This is a genomic window from Buttiauxella sp. AC038 (assembly GCF_979253565.1).
In genome coordinates this window covers 3,197,239-3,223,483 of the sequence record NZ_CEEDCQ010000001.1, presented here as the reverse complement: position 1 = coordinate 3,223,483, position 26,245 = coordinate 3,197,239, and the positions used below count along the sequence as shown (strand labels likewise).

The 26,245-nt window shown below is 49.0% G+C and carries 28 protein-coding genes; 23 read left to right on the top strand and 5 right to left on the bottom strand.

The window, feature by feature from the left end; translation table 11 throughout:
• Positions 1-255 precede the first annotated feature (255 nt).
• On the top strand, positions 256-1,209 hold the full coding sequence (gene rluC / locus AC0IXI_RS15440) for a 23S rRNA pseudouridine(955/2504/2580) synthase RluC (protein ID WP_413497806.1): 954 nt from the start codon (positions 256-258) through the stop codon (positions 1,207-1,209).
• 78 nt (positions 1,210-1,287) lie between these two features.
• On the opposite strand, the gene AC0IXI_RS15435 is transcribed toward rluC, so the two are convergent.
• Positions 1,288-1,872 carry a Maf family protein gene (locus AC0IXI_RS15435; RefSeq protein ID WP_424221880.1) on the bottom strand — a complete coding sequence of 195 codons (585 nt, stop codon included), beginning with the start codon at positions 1,870-1,872 and terminating at the stop codon, positions 1,288-1,290.
• Between the two features lie 140 nt (positions 1,873-2,012).
• Between AC0IXI_RS15435 and yceD the strand changes: the two genes are divergently transcribed.
• The 14 genes from yceD (at position 2,013) to ptsG (ending at position 14,262) form a co-directional block, all read left to right on the top strand.
• Entirely contained in the window at positions 2,013-2,534 is a 522-nt protein-coding gene (yceD, locus tag AC0IXI_RS15430; protein WP_064517903.1) for a 23S rRNA accumulation protein YceD, read from the top strand.
• 16 nt (positions 2,535-2,550) lie between these two features.
• On the top strand, positions 2,551-2,721 hold the full coding sequence (gene rpmF / locus AC0IXI_RS15425; protein WP_034456167.1) for a 50S ribosomal protein L32: 171 nt from the start codon (positions 2,551-2,553) through the stop codon (positions 2,719-2,721).
• Positions 2,722-2,732: 11 nt separating this feature from the next.
• A complete protein-coding gene (plsX, locus tag AC0IXI_RS15420) occupies positions 2,733-3,767 on the top strand; it encodes a phosphate acyltransferase PlsX (protein WP_134183454.1) in 1,035 nt (344 codons plus the stop codon).
• 5 nt (positions 3,768-3,772) lie between these two features.
• The gene (locus AC0IXI_RS15415) at positions 3,773-4,726 is read left to right on the top strand and encodes a beta-ketoacyl-ACP synthase III (protein ID WP_064517907.1); all 954 of its coding nucleotides are present in this window, start codon (positions 3,773-3,775) and stop codon (positions 4,724-4,726) included.
• A gap of 17 nt (positions 4,727-4,743) precedes the next feature.
• Positions 4,744-5,673, top strand: a complete 930-nt coding sequence (gene fabD, locus AC0IXI_RS15410) for an ACP S-malonyltransferase (RefSeq protein ID WP_413497804.1) — start codon at positions 4,744-4,746, stop codon at positions 5,671-5,673.
• Between the two features lie 13 nt (positions 5,674-5,686).
• On the top strand, positions 5,687-6,421 hold the full coding sequence (fabG, locus tag AC0IXI_RS15405) for a 3-oxoacyl-ACP reductase FabG (RefSeq protein ID WP_064517911.1): 735 nt from the start codon (positions 5,687-5,689) through the stop codon (positions 6,419-6,421).
• 155 nt (positions 6,422-6,576) lie between these two features.
• On the top strand, positions 6,577-6,813 hold the full coding sequence (gene acpP, locus AC0IXI_RS15400; protein ID WP_034456161.1) for an acyl carrier protein: 237 nt from the start codon (positions 6,577-6,579) through the stop codon (positions 6,811-6,813).
• Positions 6,814-6,899: 86 nt separating this feature from the next.
• Positions 6,900-8,141, top strand: coding sequence for a beta-ketoacyl-ACP synthase II (fabF, locus tag AC0IXI_RS15395; protein ID WP_064517913.1), 1,242 nt, complete (start codon positions 6,900-6,902; stop codon positions 8,139-8,141).
• A gap of 112 nt (positions 8,142-8,253) precedes the next feature.
• Positions 8,254-9,054: an aminodeoxychorismate lyase gene (gene pabC / locus AC0IXI_RS15390; RefSeq protein ID WP_471682732.1), complete on the top strand. Its 801-nt coding sequence runs from the start codon at positions 8,254-8,256 to the stop codon at positions 9,052-9,054.
• Positions 9,055-9,064: 10 nt separating this feature from the next.
• Positions 9,065-10,087, top strand: a complete 1,023-nt coding sequence (yceG, locus tag AC0IXI_RS15385) for a cell division protein YceG (protein ID WP_424221879.1) — start codon at positions 9,065-9,067, stop codon at positions 10,085-10,087.
• The gene (gene tmk / locus AC0IXI_RS15380) at positions 10,077-10,715 is read left to right on the top strand and encodes a dTMP kinase (RefSeq protein ID WP_064517919.1); all 639 of its coding nucleotides are present in this window, start codon (positions 10,077-10,079) and stop codon (positions 10,713-10,715) included. Before yceG ends, tmk begins: the two co-directional genes overlap by 11 nt.
• Positions 10,715-11,722 carry a DNA polymerase III subunit delta' gene (gene holB, locus AC0IXI_RS15375; protein ID WP_413497802.1) on the top strand — a complete coding sequence of 336 codons (1,008 nt, stop codon included), beginning with the start codon at positions 10,715-10,717 and terminating at the stop codon, positions 11,720-11,722. The genes tmk and holB overlap by 1 nt, the downstream gene beginning before the upstream one ends.
• An 11-nt stretch (positions 11,723-11,733) precedes the next feature.
• On the top strand, positions 11,734-12,528 hold the full coding sequence (locus AC0IXI_RS15370) for a metal-dependent hydrolase (protein WP_064517922.1): 795 nt from the start codon (positions 11,734-11,736) through the stop codon (positions 12,526-12,528).
• Between the two features lie 300 nt (positions 12,529-12,828).
• Positions 12,829-14,262, top strand: a complete 1,434-nt coding sequence (gene ptsG, locus AC0IXI_RS15365; RefSeq protein ID WP_064517924.1) for a PTS glucose transporter subunit IIBC — start codon at positions 12,829-12,831, stop codon at positions 14,260-14,262.
• 235 nt (positions 14,263-14,497) lie between these two features.
• Here ptsG and fhuE read toward each other — a convergent pair whose 3' ends face one another.
• Positions 14,498-16,687: a ferric-rhodotorulic acid/ferric-coprogen receptor FhuE gene (fhuE, locus tag AC0IXI_RS15360; RefSeq protein WP_471682731.1), complete on the bottom strand. Its 2,190-nt coding sequence runs from the start codon at positions 16,685-16,687 to the stop codon at positions 14,498-14,500.
• 366 nt (positions 16,688-17,053) lie between these two features.
• Between fhuE and hinT the strand changes: the two genes are divergently transcribed.
• From hinT to AC0IXI_RS15320, 8 genes are all read left to right on the top strand, one after another.
• Complete coding sequence (hinT, locus tag AC0IXI_RS15355) at positions 17,054-17,410, top strand: purine nucleoside phosphoramidase (RefSeq protein ID WP_064517928.1); 357 nt, start codon at positions 17,054-17,056, stop codon at positions 17,408-17,410.
• Positions 17,411-17,414: 4 nt separating this feature from the next.
• The gene (locus tag AC0IXI_RS15350; protein WP_471682730.1) at positions 17,415-17,789 is read left to right on the top strand and encodes a YcfL family putative periplasmic lipoprotein; all 375 of its coding nucleotides are present in this window, start codon (positions 17,415-17,417) and stop codon (positions 17,787-17,789) included.
• Positions 17,790-17,844: 55 nt separating this feature from the next.
• Positions 17,845-18,441 carry a penicillin-binding protein activator LpoB gene (gene lpoB / locus AC0IXI_RS15345; RefSeq protein WP_243839599.1) on the top strand — a complete coding sequence of 199 codons (597 nt, stop codon included), beginning with the start codon at positions 17,845-17,847 and terminating at the stop codon, positions 18,439-18,441.
• Positions 18,419-19,249, top strand: a complete 831-nt coding sequence (thiK, locus tag AC0IXI_RS15340; RefSeq protein WP_471682729.1) for a thiamine kinase — start codon at positions 18,419-18,421, stop codon at positions 19,247-19,249. The genes lpoB and thiK overlap by 23 nt, the downstream gene beginning before the upstream one ends.
• A 15-nt stretch (positions 19,250-19,264) precedes the next feature.
• Positions 19,265-20,290 carry a beta-N-acetylhexosaminidase gene (nagZ, locus tag AC0IXI_RS15335; protein ID WP_471682728.1) on the top strand — a complete coding sequence of 342 codons (1,026 nt, stop codon included), beginning with the start codon at positions 19,265-19,267 and terminating at the stop codon, positions 20,288-20,290.
• A 42-nt stretch (positions 20,291-20,332) separates the two neighbouring features.
• The gene (gene ycfP / locus AC0IXI_RS15330) at positions 20,333-20,875 is read left to right on the top strand and encodes an alpha/beta hydrolase YcfP (RefSeq protein WP_064517936.1); all 543 of its coding nucleotides are present in this window, start codon (positions 20,333-20,335) and stop codon (positions 20,873-20,875) included.
• A 225-nt stretch (positions 20,876-21,100) separates the two neighbouring features.
• Positions 21,101-22,405, top strand: a complete 1,305-nt coding sequence (locus AC0IXI_RS15325; RefSeq protein WP_034456136.1) for an NAD(P)/FAD-dependent oxidoreductase — start codon at positions 21,101-21,103, stop codon at positions 22,403-22,405.
• Positions 22,406-22,618: 213 nt separating this feature from the next.
• Entirely contained in the window at positions 22,619-23,155 is a 537-nt protein-coding gene (locus AC0IXI_RS15320; RefSeq protein WP_471682727.1) for a glycine zipper 2TM domain-containing protein, read from the top strand.
• Between the two features lie 69 nt (positions 23,156-23,224).
• Here AC0IXI_RS15320 and AC0IXI_RS15315 read toward each other — a convergent pair whose 3' ends face one another.
• From AC0IXI_RS15315 to AC0IXI_RS15305, 3 genes are all read right to left on the bottom strand, one after another.
• Positions 23,225-24,379, bottom strand: a complete 1,155-nt coding sequence (locus AC0IXI_RS15315) for an MFS transporter (RefSeq protein ID WP_413497798.1) — start codon at positions 24,377-24,379, stop codon at positions 23,225-23,227.
• Between the two features lie 78 nt (positions 24,380-24,457).
• Positions 24,458-25,060 carry a TetR/AcrR family transcriptional regulator gene (locus AC0IXI_RS15310; RefSeq protein ID WP_471682726.1) on the bottom strand — a complete coding sequence of 201 codons (603 nt, stop codon included), beginning with the start codon at positions 25,058-25,060 and terminating at the stop codon, positions 24,458-24,460.
• A 133-nt stretch (positions 25,061-25,193) separates the two neighbouring features.
• Positions 25,194-26,222: a Gfo/Idh/MocA family oxidoreductase gene (locus tag AC0IXI_RS15305; RefSeq protein ID WP_471682725.1), complete on the bottom strand. Its 1,029-nt coding sequence runs from the start codon at positions 26,220-26,222 to the stop codon at positions 25,194-25,196.
• Positions 26,223-26,245 lie beyond the last annotated feature (23 nt).

Sequence of the window (26,245 nt, the reverse complement as noted above, 5' to 3'; positions counted from 1 at the left end):
TAATTCCGCAAAATTCCTTGTTCTAACAAGTATCAACACGGAAAACCGCAACATTATTCCATTGCTAACCTTATTATAGCAAGATGACTTTTGCCTTTGATGCCTCGTTTCTTACAGTTTTTTAACTCACTTTTTCGCTGTGCGTCGCAGAAATTTGAAAAAGGAGAGTCAGGCGACTTAAAACCAGGCAATTTCTCAGTTAAGCACATAAAAATGAGTGGCGCTATGCGCGCACGCTATTTAGAATCGCCGACCATGAAAACTCAGACTCCTTCAGTACAAATCGTTGCCATTTCGTCCGACGAAGCCGGGCAGCGTATCGATAACTTTTTGCTCGCGCGCTTAAAAGGCGTACCGAAAAGTATGATTTATCGCATTTTGCGTAAAGGCGAAGTGCGCGTGAATAAAAAACGCATCAAGCCTGAATATAAAATTCAGGATGGTGACGAAATTCGTATCCCACCAGTTCGCGTTGCTGAACGTGAAGAAGAGGCGGTTTCCCCGCATCTGCAAAAAGTGGCGGCATTGACTGATGCGATTCTCTATGAAGACGACCACATTCTGGTGCTAAATAAGCCATCGGGTACAGCCGTTCACGGCGGCTCCGGTTTAAGCTTTGGTGTGATTGAAGGTTTACGTGCGTTACGCCCTGAAGCGCGTTTCCTTGAACTGGTTCACCGTTTGGACCGTGATACTTCCGGGATTTTGCTGGTTGCGAAGAAACGTTCTGCATTACGTTCGTTACACGAGCAATTGCGTGAAAAAGGAATGCAGAAGGACTACCTGGCGCTTGTTCGTGGCCAATGGCAATCGCATGTGAAAGCAGTGCAGGCTCCGTTGCTTAAGAATATTTTGCAAAGCGGTGAGCGCATTGTGCGCGTAAATAGCGAAGGGAAACCTTCAGAGACGCGTTTTAAAGTGGAAGAACGTTACGAGTTTGCCACTCTTGTGCGTTGTAGCCCGATTACCGGGCGTACTCACCAGATTCGTGTGCATACGCTGCATGCAGGCCACCCGATTGCGTTTGACGATCGTTATGGCGATCGTGAGTTTGATAAGCAACTCGCAGGAACGGGGCTGAATCGCTTGTTCTTACACGCTGCGGCCTTGCGCTTTACCCATCCAAACACCGGTGAAATTATGCGAGTTGAAGCACCGCTGGATGAGAAGCTAAAACGTTGCCTTAATGTGTTGCGTAACGCACGCTAGTTTGTTGTCTACTGGCTAAGCATTGCGGTTGACGAAATAAAGAAGGGTGGATCAAGCTGTCGCTTTTCCACCCTTTTTTCACATCAGTAATGGGCTACACCCTTCATTATGCAGCATTTCGCACAAGCTAATCAGCGGTAGTCCTACTAACGTATTCGGATCTTTTCCAGACAAGCGTTCGAATAATGTTATCCCCAAACCCTCACTTTTAAAGCTTCCCGCGCACTGTAAAGGTTGCTCTTTATGCACGTAATTGCGGATTTCTTGCTCACTCAGATGACGAAAATGCACATCAAAGGGTTCGCAAATCACCTGTAAATTGCCCACGGAAGAATTATAAAGTGCAAGGCCGGTATAAAAAGTAACAATACTGTTGCTCGCAATCAGCAATTGTTCGACTGCTTTCTCTTCTGTGTGCGGCTTGCCGACGATCTTTGCGTCTAATACGCAGACCTGATCCGAGCCAATAATCAGATGATTTGGATATTCCTTGCTCAATGCCTGTGCTTTGGCTTGTGCCAGTCGCATGACGAGCTGGCGGGCATCCTCACCGGGAATTGGCGTTTCATCGACCAGTGGAGCCGCGGTGATAAAGGGCATGCCGAGCTTTTCAAGCAGCTCTCGACGGTATGGCGAAGTTGAGGCCAGAACAATTTGCGTCATATTTTTTTCATTAATGATAGCGATCCGAGAAAAGGCATTTTAAACTATGCCACCGCAATGTGTGCGAATAAGTAGAAAAGGCACTGTTTACAGGCTTTTTCTTTGACTCTATGACGTTACAAAGTTAATATGCGCGCCCTATGCAAAAAGTAAAATTACCCCTGACTCTCGATCCGGTTCGTACGGCTCAAAAACGCCTTGATTACACGGGTGTTTACACCCCTATTCAGGTGGAGCGTGTCGCCGAGTTTGTAGTCAGTGTAGACAGTGATGTGGAATGCGATATGTCATTTGCCATCGATAACCAACGCCTCGCAGTTATTACTGGTGATGCGAAAGTTTCGGTAACATTGGCGTGTCAGCGTTGCGGAAAGCCATTTGCCCATCAGGTTTACACACAGTATTGTTTTAGCCCGATCGTCAAAGACGAGCAGGCTGAAGCACTCCCGGAAGGATATGAACCAGTTCAGGTCAACGAATTTGGTGAAATCGATCTTCTGGCGTTGGTTGAAGATGAAATTATCCTCTCCTTGCCAGTTGTTCCGGTGCATGATTCTGAACACTGTGAAGTGTCCGAGGCGGACATGGTTTTTGGCAAACTTCCTTCCGAGGCGGAGAAACCAAACCCATTTGCCGTATTAGCCAGTTTAAAGCATAAGTAATTAAGGAGTAAGGTCCATGGCCGTACAACAGAATAAACCAACCCGTTCTAAACGTGGCATGCGTCGTTCCCATGACGCGCTGACCACAGCAGCAGTGTCCGTGGACAAAGTTTCTGGCGAAACTCATCTGCGTCACCACATCACCGCCGACGGTTTCTACCGCGGTCGCAAGGTTATCGCTAAGTAATTGGCGATACCTTGAGACGTCTAACCCTTGCGTTAGATGCCATGGGTGGGGACTTCGGTCCTTCCGTGACAGTGCCTGCAGCATTGCAGGCACTGGACTCTAACTCTCAGCTAAACCTTCTATTAGTCGGCGACCCCGACGCCATCACGCCATTACTTGCCAAAGCTGATTTTGAAAAACGCTCACGTGCGCAGATAGTTCCTGCGGAGTCGGTTATTGCCAGTGATGCAAGACCTTCGCATGCGATCCGAAATAGTCGCGGATCCTCGATGCGAGTGGCGCTTGAGTTAGTAAAAGAAGGGCGAGCAGAAGCTTGCGTCAGTGCAGGAAATACTGGTGCACTGATGGGCCTTGCGAAATTATTACTCAAACCCATTGAAGGGATTGAGCGACCGGCGTTGATGACAGTATTGCCGCATCAGCAAAAAGGTAAAACCGTCGTGCTGGATCTTGGCGCGAATGTGGATTGTGACAGTAATATGCTGGTGCAATTTGCGATAATGGGTTCAGTGATGGCTGAGGAACTTCTCGGCATCAACTCTCCGCGTGTCGCATTGCTGAACATCGGTGAAGAAGAGACTAAAGGTCTTGATAGCATTCGCGATGCTTCAGCTTTATTAAAAACAATGCCTTCTATCAACTATATTGGTTATCTTGAAGCGAACGAGTTGTTGACGGGAAAAACCGACGTGCTGGTCTGCGATGGTTTTGTCGGTAACGTCACCCTCAAGACGATGGAAGGGGTTGCAAGGATGTTCCTCTCGCTTTTGAAATCACAGGGCGAAGGGAAAAAAAGGTCGTGGTGGCTAATTATATTGAAGCATTGGTTACAAAAAAGCCTGACAAGGCGATTCAGTCACCTCAACCCCGACCAGTATAATGGCGCCTGTCTGTTAGGATTGCGCGGCACAGTGATTAAGAGTCACGGAGCGGCCAATCAGCGAGCGTTTGTTGTCGCGATAGAACAGGCAGTGCAGGCGGTGGTGCGGCAAGTCCCTACACGGATTGCTGCCCGCCTGGAATCTGTATTACCCAAGAGTGACTGACGTACATGTATACGAAGATTATTGGTACTGGTAGCTATCTGCCAGAACACGTGCGTACCAACGCCGACCTGGAAAAAATGGTGGATACTTCTGACGAGTGGATTGTCACCCGCACAGGTATTCGTGAACGTCGAATTGCTGGACCAGATGAAACCGTCGCAACAATGGCTTTTGCTGCGGCCACGCGTGCGCTTGAAATGGCAGAAATCGATAAGTCTGAAATTGGGCTGATTATCGTTGCCACAACTTCTTCAACTCACGCTTTCCCAAGTGCTGCCTGCCAGGTACAGGCAATGTTAGGGATTAAAGGCTGCCCTGCATTTGATGTTGCAGCCGCTTGCGCAGGTTTTACCTACGCACTAAGCGTGGCAGATCAATATGTGAAGTCCGGCGCAGTAAAACATGCGTTGGTTATTGGTTCTGACGTGCTGGCACGTACTTGCGATCCTACCGATCGCGGCACAATTATTATTTTTGGTGATGGTGCAGGGGCGGTTGTACTGAGTGCTTCTGAAGAGCCTGGTATCATTTCAACCCACCTGCATGCTGATGGTAGCTATGGTGAACTGCTGACGCTACCGAATGTCGATCGCGTGAATCCTGAAAATTCGATTCACCTGTCGATGGCCGGTAATGAAGTCTTTAAAGTTGCAGTTACAGAGCTTGCACACATTGTTGATGAAACCCTTGAGGCTAATAATCTGGATCGTTCCGATCTTGATTGGTTGGTCCCGCATCAGGCTAACCTGCGCATTATCAGCGCGACTGCGAAAAAACTTGGCATGTCACTCGATAATGTAGTCGTTACTCTTGATCGTCACGGTAATACCTCAGCGGCTTCTGTTCCGGCAGCGCTGGATGAAGCGGTACGCGACGGGCGGATTAAACGTGGCCAACTAGTATTGCTCGAAGCCTTCGGCGGCGGCTTTACCTGGGGTTCAGCACTGGTTCGTTTTTGATTATTAGGGATTTAACCATGACTCAATTTGCTTTTGTTTTTCCAGGGCAAGGTTCGCAAGCAGTTGGTATGCTGGCAGAAATCGCAGCAGCTAATCCTGTTGTTGAAGCAACCTTCCGTGAAGCTTCTGATGTGCTGGGCTATGATTTGTGGGCTCTGACTCAACAAGGTCCAGCTGAAGAACTAAACAAGACCTGGCAAACTCAGCCAGCACTGCTGGCAGCCTCTGTCGCATTGTGGCGTGTCTGGGAGCAGAAGGGTGGCAAAACCCCTGCAATGATGGCAGGGCACAGCCTGGGTGAGTACTCTGCTCTGGTTTGTGCTGGCGTCATTGATTTCGCAGATGCAGTGCGTCTGGTTGAGTTACGCGGTAAATTGATGCAAGAAGCGGTCCCTGCTGGAACCGGCGCAATGTATGCCATCATCGGACTTGATGATGCGTCTATTGCAAAAGCCTGTGAAGAAGCAGCCCAAGGCGAAGTGGTTTCTCCGGTGAACTTTAACTCACCAGGCCAGGTTGTGATTGCGGGTAACAAAGACGCCGTAGAGCGTGCTGGTGCAGCTTGTAAAGCCGCCGGTGCAAAACGCGCTCTGCCACTGCCAGTTAGTGTGCCATCTCACTGTGCATTGATGAAACCCGCGGCTGATAAACTTGCTATTGCGCTGGAAAATATCACTTTCAATGTGCCTGTTGTTCCTGTTGTGAACAACGTCGACGTGAAATGTGAAACCTCTGCGGAAGCTATTCGTAGTGCTCTGGTACGCCAGCTCTACAGCCCGGTACAGTGGACTAAATCAGTAGAATTTATGGCAGCGCAGGGTGTAACCCAGTTGCTGGAAGTAGGGCCAGGTAAGGTATTGACTGGCCTAACAAAACGTATTGTTGACACACTGACTGCATCGGCCATTAACGAGCCGGTAGCGATGTCAGCAGCGCTCGAGCAATAAGACGAGGAAAACCATGAGTTTTGAAGGAAAAATTGCGCTGGTAACCGGCGCAAGCCGCGGTATTGGCCGCGCAATCGCGGAAACCTTAGTGGCCCGTGGTGCGAAAGTTATCGGTACTGCTACCAGCGAAAGCGGTGCGCAGGCGATCAGTGATTATCTGGGCGATAACGGCAAAGGTTATATGCTTAATGTCACCGATCCAGCTTCTATCGAAGCAGTTTTAGGAAATATTCGCGCAGAATTTGGCGAAGTCGACATTCTGGTTAATAATGCCGGTATCACTCGTGATAACCTGTTAATGCGCATGAAAGATGACGAATGGAACGATATCATCGAAACCAATCTGTCATCAGTTTTCCGTCTGTCAAAAGCGGTAATGCGCGCTATGATGAAAAAGCGTCATGGTCGTATTATCACTATTGGTTCTGTGGTTGGTACCATGGGAAATGCTGGTCAGGCTAACTACGCTGCGGCGAAAGCGGGTCTGATCGGTTTCAGTAAATCTCTGGCACGTGAAGTTGCGTCACGAGGTATTACTGTAAACGTTGTTGCTCCGGGCTTTATTGAAACGGACATGACGCGTGCGCTGTCGGAAGACCAGCGTGCGGGTATACTGGCGGAAGTTCCAGCGGGTCGTTTAGGCGACGCAAAAGAAATCGCCAGTGCTGTTGCATTTTTAGCCTCTGACGAGGCGGGTTACATCTCTGGTGAGACCCTGCACGTCAATGGCGGAATGTACATGGTTTAACCGCAAGATAAAACTATTTGCGTTATTTGGGCGAATGCCCGCAAAATAGCGTAAAATCGTGGTATGACCTGCCGGGATTTAGTTGCATCTTTTTCAACATTTTATACACTACGAAAACCATCGCGAAAGCGAGTTTTGATAGGAAATTTAAGAGTATGAGCACTATCGAAGAACGCGTTAAGAAAATTATCGGCGAACAACTGGGCGTTAAGCAGGAAGAAGTTATCAACTCCGCTTCCTTCGTAGAGGACCTGGGCGCTGATTCTCTTGACACCGTTGAGCTGGTAATGGCTCTGGAAGAAGAGTTTGATACTGAGATTCCGGACGAAGAAGCTGAGAAAATCACCACCGTTCAGGCTGCCATTGATTACATCAACGGTCACCAAGCGTAAGTGAACATCTCCAGGCGGTCATTCGACCGCCTGAGTTTTATCTAAGTGTCCCACTAGTATTATTTTTTCCTCCCTGGAGGACAAACGTGTCTAAGCGTCGTGTAGTTGTGACCGGACTGGGCATGTTGTCTCCTGTCGGCAATACCGTAGAGTCTACCTGGAAAGCTCTCCTTGCCGGTCAGAGTGGCATCAGCCTAATCGACCATTTCGATACTACCGCCTATGCAACGAAATTTGCTGGCTTAGTAAAGGATTTTAACTGTGACGACATCATTTCGCGTAAAGAACAGCGCAAAATGGATGCCTTCATTCAATATGGAATTGTTGCTGGCCACCAGGCCATGCTGGATTCTGGTCTGGAAGTAACGGAAGAGAATGCAATCCGTATCGGTGCCGCAATCGGTTCTGGTATTGGTGGTCTGGGTCTTATTGAAGAGAACCACGCCGCGCTCGTTAAGGGTGGCCCGCGTAAGATCAGCCCATTCTTTGTACCGTCTACTATTGTGAATATGGTGGCAGGTCACCTGACCATTATGTTTGGCCTACGTGGTCCAAGCATTTCCATCGCTACAGCATGTACTTCTGGTGTGCATAACATCGGTCAGGCAGCGCGTATCATCGCTTATGGCGATGCAGACGCAATGCTTGCAGGTGGTGCAGAAAAAGCCAGTACTCCGTTGGGCGTGGGTGGCTTTGGTGCCGCACGTGCACTTTCTACCCGTAATGACAATCCGCAAGCGGCAAGCCGCCCGTGGGATAAAGACCGTGATGGTTTTGTGTTGGGTGATGGTGCGGGCATGATGGTACTCGAAGAGTACGAACATGCTAAGAAACGTGGCGCGAAGATCTACGCAGAAGTCGTTGGTTTTGGTATGAGCAGCGATGCTTATCACATGACTTCTCCACCAGAAACAGGGGCAGGTGCTGCACTGGCTATGGAAAATGCTCTGCGTGATGCAGGTATTACTCCAGGCATGGTGGGCTATGTCAATGCACATGGCACTTCAACGCCAGCTGGTGACAAAGCCGAAACACAAGCGGTTAAGACTATTTTTGGTGAAGATGCCTACCGTGTTCTGGTGAGCTCAACCAAGTCTATGACCGGTCACTTATTAGGTGCTGCAGGGGCTGTAGAGTCAATCTACTCTATCCTTGCACTGCGTGATCAAGTGGTTCCACCAACCATTAACCTCGATAATCCTGACGAAGGTTGCGATTTGGACTTTGTTCCTCATGTTGCACGCCAGGTAAAAGGAATGGAGTACACCCTGTGTAACTCCTTCGGGTTTGGTGGTACAAACGGCTCGTTGATCTTTAAAAAGGTCTGATTGGCTGATAATAAAGGGCTCGCTTGCGAGCCCTTTATACATCTTAAATATCCCTCTTTTGCTGCACCATTCTCACTGGCACTCTTAATTCACGGAACATTGAGGAACGATGATGTATTTAATCAATGGTGAGTTGACGGCAAATCTTCCGGCAAACGATCGCGCAGTGCAGTTCGGCGATGGCTGTTTCACAACGGCAAGGGTCAAAGACGGCAGTGTGCGCTTTTTGGCGCAGCATCTTGACCGTTTACAACAAGCCTGTGAAAAACTCCTTATCCCGTTTGTCGAATGGTCACTGCTTGAAAGTGAAATGCAGCAGCTTGCATTGTCACAATCACAAGCCGTACTAAAAGTGTTGATCACTCGTGGTAGTGGTGGGCGCGGTTACAGTGCAGCAAATTGCCAACATCCGACACGGCTACTCAGCGTTTCAGCTTACCCTTCGTTTTATCCACAATGGCGTGAGCAGGGGATTACCCTGGCATTAAGCCCCATTCGATTGGGCATCAACCCGCATCTTGCCGGAATTAAACACCTGAATCGACTTGAGCAAGTGCTGATTCGTACGCATCTTGAACAGACGCAAGCCCAGGAAGCACTGGTTCTTGACAGTGATGGGTGGCTTACGGAATGCTGTGCCGCTAATTTATTCTGGCGTAAAGGATCTCAGGTCTTTACCCCTTATATGGATAAATCTGGTGTAAACGGCACGATGCGCCAGCATATTATTGCTTGTCTTGCAGACTCACCCTGGCAAGTAACGCAAGTGCGGGAGCGTCCTGAAAGTCTGGCTCAAGCCGACGAGTTACTCATTTGCAATGCATTGATGCCGGTTGTCCCTGTGAACCAGGCTGAATTATGGCGATTTGAATCTCGCGAGCTTTATCAATTTTTAGCACCACTTTGTGAGTAACCGATTAACGATGAAAAAGATGCTACGTTTCTTTCTGCTGCTGTTGGTTGTATTTGGCGTGGCGGCAGGCGTTGGCTTATACAAAGTCCGCCAGCTCGCTAACAGTCACCTGACCATTGCGCAAGAAACCATTTTCACCCTTAAACCTGGCACCGGCCGTCTGGCTTTGGGTAAACAATTGTATGACGAAAAATTGCTTAATCGCCCACGCGTATTCCAGTGGCTGCTGAAAGTTGAGCCCGATCTAGCTAATTTCAAAGCGGGTACCTACCGCTTCACGCCGCAAATGACAGTGCGTGAGATGCTCAAACTGTTAGCGAGCGGCAAAGAAGCGCAATTCCCGATTCGCTTTGTGGAAGGGACTCGCCTGAGCGACTGGCTGAAGCAATTGCGCGAAGCGCCATACATTCAGCACACGCTTAAAGATGATAGCTACGCCACGGTTGCCGAAGCCTTAAAATTTGAACACCCTGAATGGGTCGAGGGCTGGTTCTTCCCTGACACTTGGCTATACACCGCAAATACGACAGATATCGCACTGCTAAAACGTGCTCATGAGCGGATGGTCAAAGCGGTTCAGGCTGCGTGGGATGGCAAAAAAGAAGGGCTGCCGTATAAAACTCAAAATGATTTGGTGACGATGGCCTCGATCATTGAGAAAGAAACGGCTGTCGCAGCAGAGCGCGATCAGGTCGCATCGGTATTCATCAACCGTCTGCGTATCGGCATGCGTTTACAAACTGACCCGACGGTAATTTACGGTATGGGTCAAAGCTATAATGGTAAACTGTCACGTAAAGACCTCGAAACGCCTACGCCGTATAATACCTACGTGATTAGCGGTATGCCGCCTGGACCGATTGCGATCCCAGGCAATGCCTCGCTACAGGCTGCGGCTCACCCGGCGAAAACACCGTATCTCTATTTTGTCGCGGATGGAAAGGGCGGCCACACATTCAATACCAACCTTGCAGGTCATAACCAGGCTGTGCAGGTGTATATCAAAGCGCTGAAGGATAAGAATGGTCAGTAAATTTATCGTCATTGAAGGGCTCGAAGGAGCAGGGAAAACTAACGCGCATAACGTGGTCGTTGCGACTTTAAAAGAGCTGGGTGTAACCGATCTGGTGTTCACGCGTGAACCCGGCGGCACACCTCTTGCGGAAAGATTGCGCGAGCTGACGCTGAACAACAAAGGTATCGGTGACGAAATCGTTACTGATAAAGCTGAAGTGCTGATGTTCTACGCAGCACGCGTGCAGTTAGTTGAAACAGTTATCAAACCGGCGCTATCACGTGGCGCATGGGTGATAGGCGATCGGCATGATCTCTCTACACAGGCTTATCAAGGCGGTGGTCGCTGCATCGATCAGGAATTACTCATGGCGCTGCGTAATACAGTGCTTGGTGATTTTTACCCGGACCTGACCATTTATCTCGATGTCACGCCAGAAGTGGGCCTGACACGTGCGCGTGCGCGTGGTGAGCTAGACCGCATCGAACAAGAGTCTGTCGACTTCTTTAACCGCACCCGTGCGCGTTACCTTGAGCTCGCCGCAGCCGACAGCCGTATTCATACGATTGATGCAACACAATCGTTGGATGATGTGTCGCAAGACGTGCGTAACGCCGTACTTGAGTGGGCTAAGGGGCTGGCGTAATGAAATGGTATCCATGGTTACGCGCGCCTTTTGAGCAAATCCTCAGCCAGTATCAGGCCGGGCGTGGGCACCATGCATTACTGCTTCATTCATTAGCCGGTATGGGTGACGATGCGTTAATTTACGCGCTCACCCGCTGGTTGATGTGCCAGAAACCGCAAGGGAGTAAAAGCTGCGGCCAGTGTCGCAGTTGCCAGTTGATGCAGGCCGGTACACATCCGGATAGCTATGTCGTTGCGCCTGAGAAGGGCAAATCAAGCCTTGGCATTGATGCCATCCGCGAAATTACTGAGAAGCTCTACAGCCATGCTCAGCAGGGTGGGGCAAAAGTCGTCTGGCTTGAAGATGCCGGGCTGCTTACTGAAGCGGCCGCCAATGCGCTGTTAAAAACGCTTGAAGAGCCGCCCGCGAACACCTGGTTTTTCCTGGGTAGCCGCGAACCGGCTCGTTTACCCGCCACGCTCAGAAGCCGCTGCCTGTACTGGTATTTGACTCCACCTGACGAGAATTTTGCCCTTGCCTGGCTGGCACGGGAAATCACCCTTGATAATGCACAACTGCGTGCCGCATTGCGTTTGAGTTCAGGCGCACCTGCAGGAGCTCTGGCTCTTTTGCAGCCAGAACAGTGGAAACACCGCCAGCTGCTATGCGACAAACTTAATGAAGCCTGTGCGACTAAAAATATGCTGGCGTTATTGCCTGCGTTGAATAGCGATGATGCAGCTGTCCGTGTCCACTGGTTATGCTCTCTTTTGGTTGATGCACTAAAATGGCAACAAGGGGCTACACCATGGTTGACCAATGATGACCAACACACATTGATAGCAAACCTTGCCTCCAGCGCAACTCCCGCGATGCTACAAGCTATACTGCATAGTTGGTTTTCATGTCGTGAAACACTGTTAAGTGTTGTGGGCGTGAACCGAGAATTAATGCTGACTGAACAATTGCTCACTTGGGAGCGTTTAATGCAACCGGGTGCAGTCCTTCCTACCTTCCATCTTTAAAGAGTATTTGTATGTTCCTGGTTGACTCACATTGCCATCTCGATGGCCTCGATTATCAATCTCTTCATAAAAGTGTTGATGATGTTCTGGAAAAAGCTGCCGCGCGCGATGTGAAGTTTTGCCTTGCAGTTGCGACGACGCTTGAAGGTTATCGCGATATGCGTCAGTTGGTAGGCGAACGCCAGAACGTTGCTTATTCATGTGGTGTGCACCCGCTAAACCAGGCCGAAGCTTATGATGTCGAGGAACTTCGCCGTCTGGCTGCTGATCCAGGCGTTGTGGCAATGGGTGAAACGGGTCTGGATTATTTCTATACCCCAGAAACCAAACCACGCCAGCAGGAATCATTCCGTCATCACATTCAGATTGGCCGCGAACTCAACAAACCGGTCATTGTTCATACCCGTGATGCTCGTGCCGATACCCTGACCATTCTGCACGAAGAGAAAGTGACAGACTGCGGTGGGGTACTACACTGTTTTACGGAAGACAGAGAAACTGCTGGAAAATTGCTCGACATGGGCTTTTATATCTCTTTCTCCGGCATTGTGACCTTCCGCAATGCTGAACAACTCAGGGATGCGGCGCGTTATGTGCCACTGGATCGCATACTGGTGGAAACTGATTCACCGTACCTTGCGCCAGTGCCGCATCGTGGTAAGGAAAACCAACCGGCAATGACGCGCGATGTGGCGGAATATATGGCGGTACTGAAAGGTGTTTCACTTGAGGAATTGGCCGTTGCGACGACAAAAAACTTCGCTACATTGTTCCATATTCCTGACTCCCGCTTGCAATCCGCCTGATAAATCTGACTTATTTTAAAGCTCGTAATTAATTATCTAAGCGAGTAAAGTTCACCGCCATAAAAATGGCGGTGAAGGCTGTTTTTGTAACATTCAGATACGCATAATGTAAACTTATGAAAGTTTTTCACTGGGCTGTTTGAGAAACGTGATAGCCGTCAAACAAACTTTCTTCGATTTATTTTACTCTGCGTAATAAATCAAAAGGCACTTAGATGCCTGTTTATGGACCGGATCTCCCCCCAGTCCGATGCGCATAACGCGTAAAAAAAGCACAAATACTCAGGAGCACTCTCAATTATGTTTAAGAATGCATTTGCTAACCTGCAAAAGGTGGGTAAATCGCTGATGCTGCCAGTATCCGTACTGCCTATCGCAGGTATCCTGCTGGGCGTCGGTTCTGCAAACTTCAGTTGGCTGCCAGCAGTGGTTTCTCATGTTATGGCGGAAGCGGGCGGTTCAGTATTCGCCAACATGCCGCTGATTTTTGCTATCGGTGTGGCATTAGGCTTCACAAATAACGATGGCGTTTCTGCATTAGCCTCTGTGGTTGCATACGGCATCATGGTTAAAACCATGGCAGTTGTTGCGCCATTGGTACTGCATATCCCTGCAGAAGAGATCGCGTCAAAGCACCTGGCTGATACCGGTGTTCTGGGCGGTATTATCTCGGGTGCAATCGCAGCCTACATGTTTAACCGTTTCTACCGCATCAAGCTTCCAGAATACCTGGGCTTCTTCGCCGGTAAACGTTTCGTACCGATCATCTCTGGTCTGGCTGCGATCTTCATGGGCGTTGTGCTGTCCTTCATCTGGCCTCCAATCGGTACGGCTATCCAGACCTTCTCTCAGTGGGCTGCTTACCAGAACCCGGTTGTGGCATTCGGTATCTACGGTTTCGTAGAGCGCTGCCTGGTACCATTCGGTCTGCACCACATCTGGAACGTTCCATTCCAGATGCAAATTGGTGAATACACCAATGCTGCAGGTCAGGTATTCCACGGCGATATCCCACGTTACATGGCAGGTGACCCAACTGCGGGCAAACTGTCTGGTGGCTTCCTGTTTAAAATGTATGGTCTGCCTGCTGCTGCTATCGCAATCTGGCACTCAGCTAAACCTGAGAACCGTGCAAAAGTCGGCGGTATCATGATCTCCGCTGCACTGACCTCGTTCCTGACCGGTATTACCGAGCCAATCGAGTTCTCCTTCATGTTCGTTGCTCCAATCCTGTACATCATCCACGCGGTGTTGGCAGGCCTGGCGTTCCCAATCTGTATCCTTCTGGGTATGCGTGACGGTACTTCCTTCTCTCACGGTCTGATTGACTTCATCGTGCTGAGCGGAAACAGCAGCAAACTGTGGTTGTTCCCAATTGTTGGCCTGTGCTATGCGGCGATTTACTACACCGTGTTCCGTGTGCTGATTAAAGCGCTGGACCTGAAAACTCCAGGTCGTGAAGATGCAACAACCGAAACCAGTACCACTTCCACAAGCGAAATGGCACCGGCTCTGGTTAGCGCCTTCGGCGGTAAAGAAAACATCACTAACCTGGATGCGTGTATTACCCGTCTGCGTGTTAGCGTGGCCGACATTTCTAAAGTCGACCAGGCTGGCCTGAAGAAATTGGGTGCGGCAGGTGTAGTAGTAGCTGGTTCAGGTGTTCAGGCAATCTTCGGTACTAAATCCGATAACCTGAAAACTGAAATGGATGAGTGGATCCGTAACAGCTAAGAAGTCGTTGGGGAGAACTGAGGGAGGCCATTGGCCTCCCTTTTTTATTGCCATCCCATAGCCGTCATATTTCAAGTTGCAGGGGTGTTGGCTGCACTCGCTCACCCCAGTCACTTACTTTAGTAAGCTCCTGGGGATTCGCTCATTTGCCGCCTACCTGCAACTTGAACTATTTAGGCTATGATTTGAAACCAATTTTGCATGGTGAATAATCTTGCGCCATCCGCCATTGAGACTAGAACGCGTAATTAGCGCTTACAGAGTAGTTGCGCGGTGCGCCGTAGACGATGGAACGGCTGTCGATGTTGCTGTCGTAAGTTTTGTCGAACAAGTTATCGATGTTCGCCTGTACCGAGAACGCTTTCGTAACCTGATAACGGGCAAACAAATCAACCAACGCATAACTGCCTTGTTCCGCACGGAAAGTACCACCCGGTACTGGAACATCTGCCCACACATGATCTTGCCAGTTAACACCGCCACCCACAGTTAGCTCGCGCAGTGTTGGGATGCGGTAACTGGTGAACAATTTAACTGAAGTGCGAGGCAGATTAGGGTTAACAGCTTTACCGTCGCTGTCTTCTGCAATATAACGTGTTGCACCAAATGTCATCTGCCAGTCATCAGTCAACGCGCCGTTAATCTCAAACTCCACACCCTTACTCACGGTACCATCAGCTTCACGGTAGGCCGTTTCACCGTTGCTGTCTGGAATTACCATGCCGGTCGATTGCGCGAGGTTATCTTGCTCAATACGGAAGATGGCAAGAGACGTGGTCAGACGGCTATTCATCCAGTCTGATTTCACGCCTGCTTCATAGTTGTTACCTGTGATTGGGGTAAGGTAATTCCCTTGCTCGTCACGCTCGGTTTGCGGCTTAAAGACGGAGGTATAACTTGCATATGTTGACCAGTCATCATTGATATCAAACACCACGCCGGCATAAGGCGACGTGTTATTTTTCTCAAGCTCCTGGGTTAGCGTATGCAGATTGTATTTGGTGTAACGCGCACCCACGATGACGTGCAAAGGGTCGGCTAGAGTAATACGAGTCGCCATATAAGCAGACTTCTGGCGAACCGTATCTTCCTGAGCGAGACTCAATGGCGTCCAGTTGGTTTCCGGGAAGTTGCCGTCATAGTCATTGTAATTGCCTAACTGGGTATCGCTGATGTTTTCCCACGAGCTGTAATAAGTATTGTTCTGTTTGGTGTAGCTGGTTCCAACCATGAGTTCATGCTGCTGGCCGAAGAGTTCATAAGAGCCATTGGCAAAGGTATCGAGAGCATCCACTTTGCGCTTACCGGTGTTATAACCCGTGCCACCTACATATGGGTAGGATGCGCCATATGGGCTAACCATCATGCCGCTGTTTTTATCTACCAGTCCATCCAGGTAAAGTTGCTTACTCTCGAGGTCCATTTCCGTGTGCGTGCCGTTAACCGTGAGCTGCCAGTCATTGCCCAGTTTTTGCTTCAGAGTGAGGAAAGTACGCTGCGATTCTTTGTCGTTGTAAGCCCAGTCAGGGGCCGTGCTGTAGCTGCGGTCCGGGTCAGTTTTGCTGCCATCGGTGTACCAACGTGGAATACCGCCCCAGGTCGGGCTATTCACGTTGGTTTCCTGATAGTCATAACCGACTGAGAAACTGGTGGCCTCGGTCAAATCCGCATCGAGCACACCATAGAAGAATTTTTTCTTCTGGTTGTAGCGGTCAAGCCAGCTGTCGTTATCCTGATAACCTGCAACCATGCGGCCGCGAACATTACCATTGTCGGTCAGTGGCGTAGACATATCAGCAACATAGCGTTGTTTATTCCAGCTCCCATACTCTGCCGAAACGTTGGTCTGGAATTCACGGCTATCGGCATGTTTGCGCACCATATTGACGGCGGCTGAAGGGTTACCGGAACCAGTCATCAGGCCATTAGCACCACGGACAACTTCAATCTGCTGATACATCGCAGTATCGGTCAAGGCATCGCCCAGGTTCCAGCGCGATTCAAACAGCGTTGGGATGCCATCGACCATATAGTTGTCTATTAAAAAACCACGCGAGTAGAAGTTGCTGCGGTCGGAGTCGGCAACACTTTCAGATATACCCGTGGTGTTTTTCAGGACATCGCCCAGTGACTCAAGATTCTGGTCCTGCATGCGCTGCTCGCTGATGATGCTAACGGATTGCGGAATATCACGCGGCACCAGCAACATTTTCGTACCGCTGGTGGTGGTTTTAACACTGTAATCGCTCTCTTCTGCATCGGATGTATTAGATACCGAGTTTTCGACAACCAGCGTTTCTTCTGCATTTTGAGTGGCGGAGAAAGCGGTTGAAGGAACGAGTGCGAAAGCAATACAGGATGCCAGCATAGAAATAGCGCTGGCAGGTGCGCGTTGCCCATCCCTGGTAGAAATGGTTAAAGACATCTTAAACCCTTATGAATTATTGGAGGTTGTGTCTGAGTGCCAAAGGAGTCCGGTCACAGAGTACATTGATTGTTTGCGATTTTATTTGTGACACACGAATGAAAATGCAAATGAGAAATATACTCATTCATTGATAAGCTGTAAACATATGTTACAGCTCAAGTGAAATATGGTTTTAATCACGAGAAGTGCAGGGTTTACGAAAGATCTGAGAAGCAGGTTGCCCAAAGAGTGATAAAGAAATAATGGGTTAAGGTTGAAAGAGCACGAGTAACTCGCTCATACTCTTACGTTATGCCTTTAAGCCTGTGCGCGCAGCGACTTAAACGAGCAAATAGCCAGCAATTAATGAATAAAGGTAACGTCATGGCCGAAGAAACTATTTTCAGTAAAATTATTCGCCGCGAAATTCCGGCAGATATCGTTTATCAAGATGAGTTAGTTACTGCATTCCGTGACATATCGCCGCAGGCACCTACCCACATCCTTATTATCCCTAATATCCTGATCCCAACAGTTAACGATGTCACCGCTGAGCATGAACTGGCGTTGGGGCGCATGTTGACCGTTGCTGCAAAAATTGCTGAGCAAGAAGGGATTGCTGAGGATGGCTATCGTCTGATCATGAATTGCAATCGTCATGGCGGGCAGGAAGTCTATCATATCCACATGCATCTGTTGGGCGGTCGCGTGCTGGGTCCGATGCTGACGCATAAAGGATAAGTTGATGAAAAATAACCCGCTGTTAATGCTATTGGCCGTCATTGTCATGGCAGGGTGTAGCTCCAAACCTGCTATCCCTGTTAATGATGGGCAAACGCTGGTCATGGAGGCATCTGTGTTGGCGGCGGGAGTCAGTGCTGAAAAGCCTGAAATTTCAACTGACAAGGGCGCCACTGTTTCTCGCAGCCAGCTATATAATGAACAGTCTAACCCAGTCATCATCAACTATCGTTTCTATTGGTATGACGAAAAGGGTCTTGAGATTCATCCTCTCGAGCAGCAACGCGCGATTACGTTACCAGCGAAATCAAGCGTTTCGGTGTCATCCATAGCCAGTTATCCAGACGCACGTAAAGTACGTCTTTCTCTCTCTTTGTAAGGGGTGAATTTTGATTAAGGGAATCTATCGTTATCTGGTTATTCTCGCTGCGGCGATGATTTTATCCGGGTGTATTAACCGTGGTGAAGCGCCTGCACCTGTGGAAGAAGTAAAACCTGTTCCGCAGCAACCAGTAGAGCCGCAACCAACTGTTCCAACAGTGCCAACTGTACCCACTCAGCCAGGCCCGATTGAACAGCCACAACCAACCATTCCTGCGACACCAAAAGTGCGCAGTTACGATTGGGGTAGCACCATGCAGCCAATGGTTGGCAAAATGCTTCAGGCCGAAGGTGTAACAGCCGGTGGCGTATTGCTGGTGGACAGCGTAAATAACCACACTAATGGTTCACTGCAAACCAGCAAAGCGACAGAAGCACTACGTGGTGCGCTGGAGAACAATGCCAAATTTACCCTTGTTTCAGCACAGCAGCTTTCGCTGGCGAAACAGCAATTAGGGTTATCACCGCAAGACAGTCTTGGATCGCGCAGTAAAGCGATTGGCATTGCCCGTAATGTTGGCGCGCAATATGTGCTCTACAGCAACGCCAGCGGTAATGTGAATGCACCGACGCTGAAAATGCAGTTGATGTTGGTACAAACTGGCGAAATTATCTGGTCAGGAAGCGGTGCTGTACAACAAACTCAATAATTCGACACTTCAACGTGTGATTGAGAAATACCTTCCGGCGGCTCAGGCCGCCGGTTGCTTTTCTCATCTTCAGGGATTAAGCGGCGGCAGCCTGCATTTCAACCTTGGAGGGCAAGAGTATGTTGCCCGACATCAGCTTGCAGCCCCAATGCCTGGGGTTTCTCTCAGTAGACAATATCGGGCACTGAGACACCTTCCTACGGGAATAGGGCCTCGGCCCGTTTGTCTGGCAGAAGGCTGGCTTATCGTTGAATGGCTCAATGGGGAGGTGAAATCGGAACTCCCCTCACTGCAAACGCTCACTTCGTTGCTGTATGATTTGCATCGTCAACACTGTTTTGGCTGGCGAATCAGTCTGTTGCCATTGCTTGAGCATTATTGGCAAAACGCCGCATCACAACGAAGAAGTTTGCTCTGGCTGCGGTTGATGAAACAAATGAAGCGGCAGGGTGAACCGAAGCCACTGCGTCTGGCACCACTGCATATGGATGTTCATGCCGGAAACCTGCTAAATCAGCCAGACGGTATCAAGCTTATAGACTGGGAATATGCCGGTGATGGGGATGTGGCACTGGAGTTGGCCGCAATCACGCTGGATAGTAACGTTGATAGTGAGCGGTTGGTTCATACTTACGCGCAGTTAAGCCATATTCCGCCAAAAGCGTTAGCCCGACAGGTCGCACGTTGGCAACCTTGGGTCATTATGCTGATGGCATCCTGGTATGAATGCCGTTGGTCGCAAACGCAGGATAGAACATTTATAACTCTTGCAGACGAGGCCTGGAGCCAGTTGCGGGATAAGAATTGATAAAGAGAGGTTGATGTGGGTCCGGTAATGTTAGATGTGGCAGGCTTTGAGCTGGATGCCGAAGAGCGTGAAATTCTAAAACATCCACTGGTCGGTGGGCTGATTCTGTTTACCCGCAACTATCACGATCCCGAGCAACTGCGTGAATTGGTGCGTCAAATCCGCGAGGCTTCCCGCAATCGTCTGGTGGTTGCCGTTGATCAGGAAGGCGGACGTGTTCAGCGGTTCCGTGAAGGTTTTACCCTTCTACCGGCGGCCCAATCTTTTGCTGCGTTACATGGGCTTGAGCAGGGCGGCAAACTGGCTCAGGAAGCGGGCTGGTTGATGGCGAGCGAAATGATTGCCATGGATATTGACATCAGCTTCGCACCAGTGCTGGATATCGGCCATATCAGCGCGGCAATTGGTGAGCGTTCATATCATGAAGACCCACATAAAGCGCTGGCCATGGCGACGTCCTTTATCGACGGTATGCATGCTGCAGGCATGAAAACTACCGGCAAACACTTCCCGGGGCATGGTGCGGTTACTGCCGACTCTCATAAAGAAACGCCGCGTGACCCGCGCGATGAAGCGCTTATCCGTGAGCACGATATGCAGATTTTCCGTACGCTTATCACCGATAACAAACTTGATGCCATTATGCCTGCGCACGTTATCTACACTGACGTTGACCCACTTCCGGCGAGTGGTTCCCCGCACTGGCTGAAAACCGTGTTACGTGGTGAGCTTGGTTTTAACGGCGTTATCTTCTCTGACGACTTGTCGATGGAAGGGGCGGCGATTATGGGCAGCTATGCGGAACGTGGCCAGGCGTCACTGAATGCAGGTTGCGATATGATCCTGGTCTGCAATAATCGTAATGGTGCGGTGAGCGTGTTAGATAACCTGTCTCCGGTCAAAGCAGAACGTGTTACAGGTTTGTATCATAAAGGTTCATTTACCCGTCAGGAGCTGAGGTCATCAGCGCGCTGGAAGGCAGCAAGCCAGCAACTTGAGGCGCTGCATGAGCAGTGGCAAGCCCACAAGGCGGGTCTTTAACTCCTCAGGCCAGAAGGCCTGAATTCGTGTGGTGAGGATGCAATGATTATCTATTTACACGGTTTCGACTCTAACAGTCCTGGTAACCATGAAAAGGTGCTGCAACTCCAGTTTATCGACCCGGACGTGCGGCTTATCAGTTACAGCACGCGGCATCCGAAACACGACATGCAGCATCTGCTCAAAGAAGTCGACAAGATGCTGCAACTCAGTGACGATGAACGCCCACTGATTTGTGGCGTTGGACTTGGAGGCTTTTGGGCCGAACGTATCGGTTTCTTGTGCGATATTCGTCAGGTGATCTTTAACCCGAATTTGTTCCCGCAAGAGAACATGGAAGGGAAAATCGATCGCCCTGAAGAGTACAGCGATATTTCGACCAAGTGCGTGCAAAACTTCCGCGAGAAAAACCGCGATCGTTGCCTGGCGATTTTGTCGCGTAATGATGAAGCGCTCGATAACACCCGTGCTGCAGAATTGCTGCATCATTACTATGAAATCGTATGGGATCAGGAACAGACCCATAAATTCAAAAATATCTCACCACATTTGCAACGTATAAAAGCGTTCAAAACCCTCGGCTAGCCGGGGCTTAAAGACGTAAAAGTGAAAGGGTCAGCTATGTGCTGGCCCTTTTTGTTTATCTTTTCGGCATAAAAATTTGACGCACATCAATTTTGGTATGACCAATACACCATCCATGTTATTCTTTGGTCACATTAGTGAGTTTGTTTAGGTAACTTGTTGTTAATTAAATGCTATTTACATAACCTTTAATTAACAATTGGTTAATATTTTAAGGGGGTCACTTTGACTACGCCATTAAGAAAGATTGTCATTGTCGGTGGTGGTGCTGGCGGACTTGAACTGGCCACTCAGCTCGGTAAAAAACTAGGCCGTGGTAAAAAAGCGAAAGTTACGCTTATCGATCGTAACCATAGTCATTTGTGGAAACCGCTGTTGCATGAAGTCGCAACCGGTTCACTGGATGAAGGTGTGGATGCGCTGAGCTACCTGGCTCATGCCCGTAACCATCACTTCCAGTTCCAGCTTGGTTCAGTGGTTGATATCAACCGCGAAAGCAAAACGCTGACGCTGTCAGAACTGCGTGACGATAAAGGAGAGCTGCTGGTTCCTGAACGCAAAATCCCTTACGACACGCTGGTGATGGCGCTGGGTAGTACTTCCAACGACTTCAACACGCCGGGCGTGAAAGATAACTGTATCTTCCTCGATAACCCGCATCAGGCGCGTCGTTTCCACTCCGAAATGCTGAATCTGTTCCTCAAGTATTCTGCAAATCTGGGTGCCAGCGGCAAAGTGAATATTGCTATCGTTGGTGGCGGGGCTACCGGTGTTGAGCTGTCTGCGGAACTGCACAATGCGGTGAAACAGCTGCACAGCTACGGCTACAAAGGCCTGACGAACGAAGCGCTAAATGTAACGCTGGTGGAAGCCGGTGAACGCATTCTGCCTGCGCTGCCACCACGTATTTCAGCAGCGGCTCACAGCGAGCTGACCAAACTTGGCGTGCGTGTTCTGACGCAAACCATGGTGACTTCTGCGGATGCTGGTGGACTTAATACCAAAGATGGCGAATATATCGCAGCAGATCTGATGGTTTGGGCTGCAGGTATCAAAGCACCAGACTTTATGAAAGATATCGGTGGTCTTGAGACTAACCGTATCAACCAACTGGTGACTGAGCCTACGCTGCAAACCACCCGCGACCCTGATATTTTCGCGATTGGTGACTGTGCATCCTGTGCACGTCCTGAAGGCGGCTTTGTGCCTCCACGTGCACAAGCGGCACACCAGATGGCCTCATTGGTTCTGACCAATATTCTGGCGCAGATGAAAGATAAACCGCTAAAGTCCTATGTTTATAAGGATCACGGTTCACTGGTGTCGCTGTCTAAGTTTTCAACTGTTGGCAGCCTGATGGGTAACCTGATGCGCGGTTCGATGATGGTAGAAGGGCGTATGGCACGTTTCGTCTATATCTCTCTTTACCGCATGCACCAGGTCGCACTGCATGGCTACTTCAAAACTGGCTTGATGATGCTGGTGGGTAGTATTAACCGCGTGATTCGTCCGCGCCTGAAACTGCACTAATCGCGATTGAGATTGATATTCAAACCCGGCCTTGAGCCGGGTTTTTTATACATGGCAGCATAAAAATCCATAAATGAACATTTCATGCTTAGGATTTCTCTCAAACACATGGTTCCAGCCTATGAATCCGCATTTTTCATCCGTTGTCTGATTTGTGGAAAGCCTCCTTTGGCTGCAAAATTGTAAGCAATTGCACAATCAGGAGGATGTCCTGTGAATAAATCAATGTTAGCGGGTATAGGTATCGGTGTGGCCGCAGCACTGGGTCTGGCAGCGGTCGCCAGCATGAATGTTTTTGACCGTGGCCCTCAGTACGCACAGGTAGTGTCAGCGACACCCATTAAGGAAACAGTAAAAACGCCACGCCAGGAGTGCCGCAACGTAACGGTAACTCACCGCCGTCCTGTCCAGGATGAGAACCGCATTCTTGGTTCTGCGCTGGGAGCTGTTGCAGGTGGTGTTATTGGCCATCAGTTTGGTGGTGGGCGTGGTAAAGATGTTGCAACGGTTGCCGGTGCATTAGGTGGTGGTTACGCAGGTAACCAGGCTCAGGGCGCAATGCAAGACCGCGACACCTACACCACTAGCCAGCAGAAATGCAAAACCGTCTATGACAAATCAGAGAAAATGATCGGTTATGACGTAACTTATCGCATTGGCGATCAGCAGGGCAAAATCCGTATGGATAAAGACCCTGGCACGCAGATTCCGCTCAATGACAATGGCCAGTTAGTTTTAAACAAAATCTAACGGTTTTAAATTGATCGCTAAACGCCCGGATCATCGATGACTCGGGCGTTTTAGTTACGATTCAGTAGATTAATTCCATCCCTGTTTTCCACGGCGTGCATAAGGTAAAACAGACAATAAAGCCAGAATAGCTAATATCAGACCAATCCATAAGGCCGATCGTAATCCATACCCAGATGAAATAGCCATTCCACCTAAATAAGAACCGCCACCCAAACCAATATTAATTACCGAAGTATGAACCGCATTTACCATCGGACCTGGATGAGCCACACTAACAATACGTGCCATCATTGCTGGATTCATAGGAACGCCAGATAAACCGATAAATATGACTGCCAGAATTGCGATCGATTGATATTGTGCAAATAAGGCCATGCCTAATAATGAAATGCTTAGAACAATTAACCCGACAACCATAATGGCTAAGCTATGACGATATGCCAGCCTTCCGGTTATCATATTACCCACAATGTTCGCCAGGCCATAGAGCATCAAAATAAAGGGGACTGTCTGCATATTAAAATCAGCTACATCAACCAATACGGGTACGAAATAACTAAAGGCAGCAAAACTGGCACCTAAAATTAAGCAGCTTGTAGCACAGGCTTTCCAGTAAGCTTTGTTTTTGAATGCTTTTATTTCTTCAGCCATTTTGATGGTACTACCGCCAGCCATAGGCGGTAATAGACGCACTAATGCGCACAGGCATATGAAGACAAGAATGGCGACCAATCCAAAGCTCATTCGCCAGCCCCATTGCTGATCGATGATAGTCGCAAGCGGGACGCCAAAAACGTTAGATACCATAAAGCCAGCGATGACGATTGAAGCCGCGCGTGGACGACTCTCCACAGGCACGAGTGCCATGCTTGTTGCTAAAGACAGACTCAAACAACCCGCGCACAAAATACCCGTCACAATTCGGATTGCGACCAGAACATTGTAATCCGAGACAAACGCACTAAATCCTTGAACAATAACATACAGCCCTAATAGCCATAATAATGTTGTTCTATAGGGAGCTTTAAATTTTAGAAAAACATAGGTTAATACTGGGCCGCCCAACATCACGCCAAAAGCATAATAAGAGATGAGATGCCCGACTTCACCCACCGTAATATCGAATGCGTCTGATAGGGTAGACATCATACCCGCTACCATTAATTCAGCAGTGCCAAGCGAAAAAATAGCCAACCCTAAAATATAAACAACTAACGGCATAATTTTTAATTTTCTCCATGTATTGGAATGATCATTACAAAATTAAAGGCAAAAATAGATGAGATTTTTAGATGGAAATTACAAGTTGATTAACAGGCCAACGACGACATCTTCGAGGGTTTTTCTATCTGAAATATTTTTGCTTAGAACACGTAAACCATAATAACCCGCCATAAAACCTCTTGCCATTTCTAGAGCAGAAGCTTTATTGCTTAGTTCACCATTCTGTTGACCCTCGGAAAATACCAATACCAAAGTTTGTTCTAAACGTTGGCGATATTCTCTGTTCAGGTTGGCAACTGTTCCGTCTTTACTGCCTTGCTCCAGAGCAGAAAAAAGGACCATTGCATCATGTTGTTCTGGTTGCGAGAGATCTTCGGTAATACCCCAGAGCAGAAGGGTATGTAATCGTTCTTTCACCGGACCAGATTGTGTAAGAATTGCTAGCTGTGCCGACATTGTTTGCTCATGGCTACGCAACAAAGCTTGCTCATACAGAGCCTGCTTGCTACCAAAGGCGTTATATAAGCTTCCCCGCCCTAATCCGGTGCCATTGCATAAATCTTGCGCAGAGGTGCCCGCGTAACCATGAATACTAAAAACAGCTACAGCGGCATCAATGACATCCTTGTCTTCGAACGTTCTTGGACGACCAGGATAAGTTGGTTTTTCGACACTCATAGGGAAGGGTGACTCGAAATGAGTTGAAGCGGCATAGTAGTGATTATGGAACGATCAGTCAAATATTTTCCACAAACAAATGGCCGTTCTCTGGCAATCCATAAAGTTGTTCTTTTGTGCCGTGAAAATCCCATCAATGTGTGCCGCGTAACTGCTGTTGCAACTCCAGCAAGGCAGTAACTTCTGCTATCCGGCGCTGAGTGTAGGCTGGTATTTCTTCAGGTGTGCGCAAGAACAACCTTTGCTCGCCAAAGACGACATCATGTAAACAACGGTCGTAAAGCGGCCCCGCCAGGGTGCAGCACTCGGTTCCCTGTTCAGAAATCCGTTCAACTACCTCATTCAAACCTTGACGATCGATATTGATAATTTGCCCGTTACGAAGATGAATTCGCATCCCTTTTTGGCCGCCAGCAGGCCCGGCATATTTATTGAGATGGAGCGTAAAGGGAATGCCGCTCATCGTTCCGGTTAACAGCGCTTCACCTTCTGCGGTAGTGAAGTCACCCGCCGCAATTGCATTCCCCAGGCGGTCGCGTGCGTAACTGAGTTCCACGCTGTGCTGGTCATTGCCACCTAACTGATGGACAGTTTCACGCATCATGGCGAGAGTATGAGTACCGATATCGACAATTACACCGTCAGGATGACGCAACTGGCGGGTGTCCGCTTCACCCGTTGCAAAGTTCAGGGCAATCGGCTCACCTGCGGCATTAAAACCACTTGGCTCCATTAAAAAACCTTCGATGCACTTTATCTCATTGATGTTGTGAATGTGATTACAGGCTTGAGTACGAATCATCCAGTGATCCAAAGCCAGAACACGCACGGCATTTTGTGGTTGCGCGAGCAGTGTTTTAAGTGTCTCAAGTTGTGCAAGTGTGGCAGCAACCGGTTTTTCTACCACAATCGCAGGCACATCACTTTGCAAGACTCGCTCAAGAACGGGAAGGTGATGAAGAGACGATGTCGTGATAAGCACCACGTCGAGCGGCATTGCTAAAAGTGCATCCAGGGAATCACAACGGGTAATGCCGTCAATCTCACGCGCCGGGTCAGCGTCATAACCGTAACATTTGAGCAAGGGAGTAGAGATGCGGCGTAGCGCCGGGAGATATGCTGTTTCGATGACTGAACCTAAACCGATTAAACCTGCCAACATAAGCTAATCCTACCAAATATAAG

Coding starts and splice junctions, on each gene's coding strand:
- lpoB (WP_243839599.1), top strand. CDS start 17,845: ATGATTTTATCCGGGTGTATTAACCGTGGTGAAGCGCCTGCACCTGTG.
- fabG (WP_064517911.1), top strand. CDS start 5,687: ATGAGTTTTGAAGGAAAAATTGCGCTGGTAACCGGCGCAAGCCGCGGT.
- AC0IXI_RS15310 (WP_471682726.1), bottom strand. CDS start 25,060: ATGAGTGTCGAAAAACCAACTTATCCTGGTCGTCCAAGAACGTTCGAA.
- yceG (WP_424221879.1), top strand. CDS start 9,065: ATGAAAAAGATGCTACGTTTCTTTCTGCTGCTGTTGGTTGTATTTGGC.
- AC0IXI_RS15435 (WP_424221880.1), bottom strand. CDS start 1,872: ATGACGCAAATTGTTCTGGCCTCAACTTCGCCATACCGTCGAGAGCTG.
- AC0IXI_RS15415 (WP_064517907.1), top strand. CDS start 3,773: ATGTATACGAAGATTATTGGTACTGGTAGCTATCTGCCAGAACACGTG.
- fabD (WP_413497804.1), top strand. CDS start 4,744: ATGACTCAATTTGCTTTTGTTTTTCCAGGGCAAGGTTCGCAAGCAGTT.
- yceD (WP_064517903.1), top strand. CDS start 2,013: ATGCAAAAAGTAAAATTACCCCTGACTCTCGATCCGGTTCGTACGGCT.
- rpmF (WP_034456167.1), top strand. CDS start 2,551: ATGGCCGTACAACAGAATAAACCAACCCGTTCTAAACGTGGCATGCGT.
- tmk (WP_064517919.1), top strand. CDS start 10,077: ATGGTCAGTAAATTTATCGTCATTGAAGGGCTCGAAGGAGCAGGGAAA.
- holB (WP_413497802.1), top strand. CDS start 10,715: ATGAAATGGTATCCATGGTTACGCGCGCCTTTTGAGCAAATCCTCAGC.
- AC0IXI_RS15370 (WP_064517922.1), top strand. CDS start 11,734: ATGTTCCTGGTTGACTCACATTGCCATCTCGATGGCCTCGATTATCAA.
- ptsG (WP_064517924.1), top strand. CDS start 12,829: ATGTTTAAGAATGCATTTGCTAACCTGCAAAAGGTGGGTAAATCGCTG.
- acpP (WP_034456161.1), top strand. CDS start 6,577: ATGAGCACTATCGAAGAACGCGTTAAGAAAATTATCGGCGAACAACTG.
- fhuE (WP_471682731.1), bottom strand. CDS start 16,687: ATGTCTTTAACCATTTCTACCAGGGATGGGCAACGCGCACCTGCCAGC.
- rluC (WP_413497806.1), top strand. CDS start 256: ATGAAAACTCAGACTCCTTCAGTACAAATCGTTGCCATTTCGTCCGAC.
- ycfP (WP_064517936.1), top strand. CDS start 20,333: ATGATTATCTATTTACACGGTTTCGACTCTAACAGTCCTGGTAACCAT.
- AC0IXI_RS15305 (WP_471682725.1), bottom strand. CDS start 26,222: ATGTTGGCAGGTTTAATCGGTTTAGGTTCAGTCATCGAAACAGCATAT.
- hinT (WP_064517928.1), top strand. CDS start 17,054: ATGGCCGAAGAAACTATTTTCAGTAAAATTATTCGCCGCGAAATTCCG.
- pabC (WP_471682732.1), top strand. CDS start 8,254: ATGTATTTAATCAATGGTGAGTTGACGGCAAATCTTCCGGCAAACGAT.
- AC0IXI_RS15350 (WP_471682730.1), top strand. CDS start 17,415: ATGAAAAATAACCCGCTGTTAATGCTATTGGCCGTCATTGTCATGGCA.
- AC0IXI_RS15315 (WP_413497798.1), bottom strand. CDS start 24,379: ATGCCGTTAGTTGTTTATATTTTAGGGTTGGCTATTTTTTCGCTTGGC.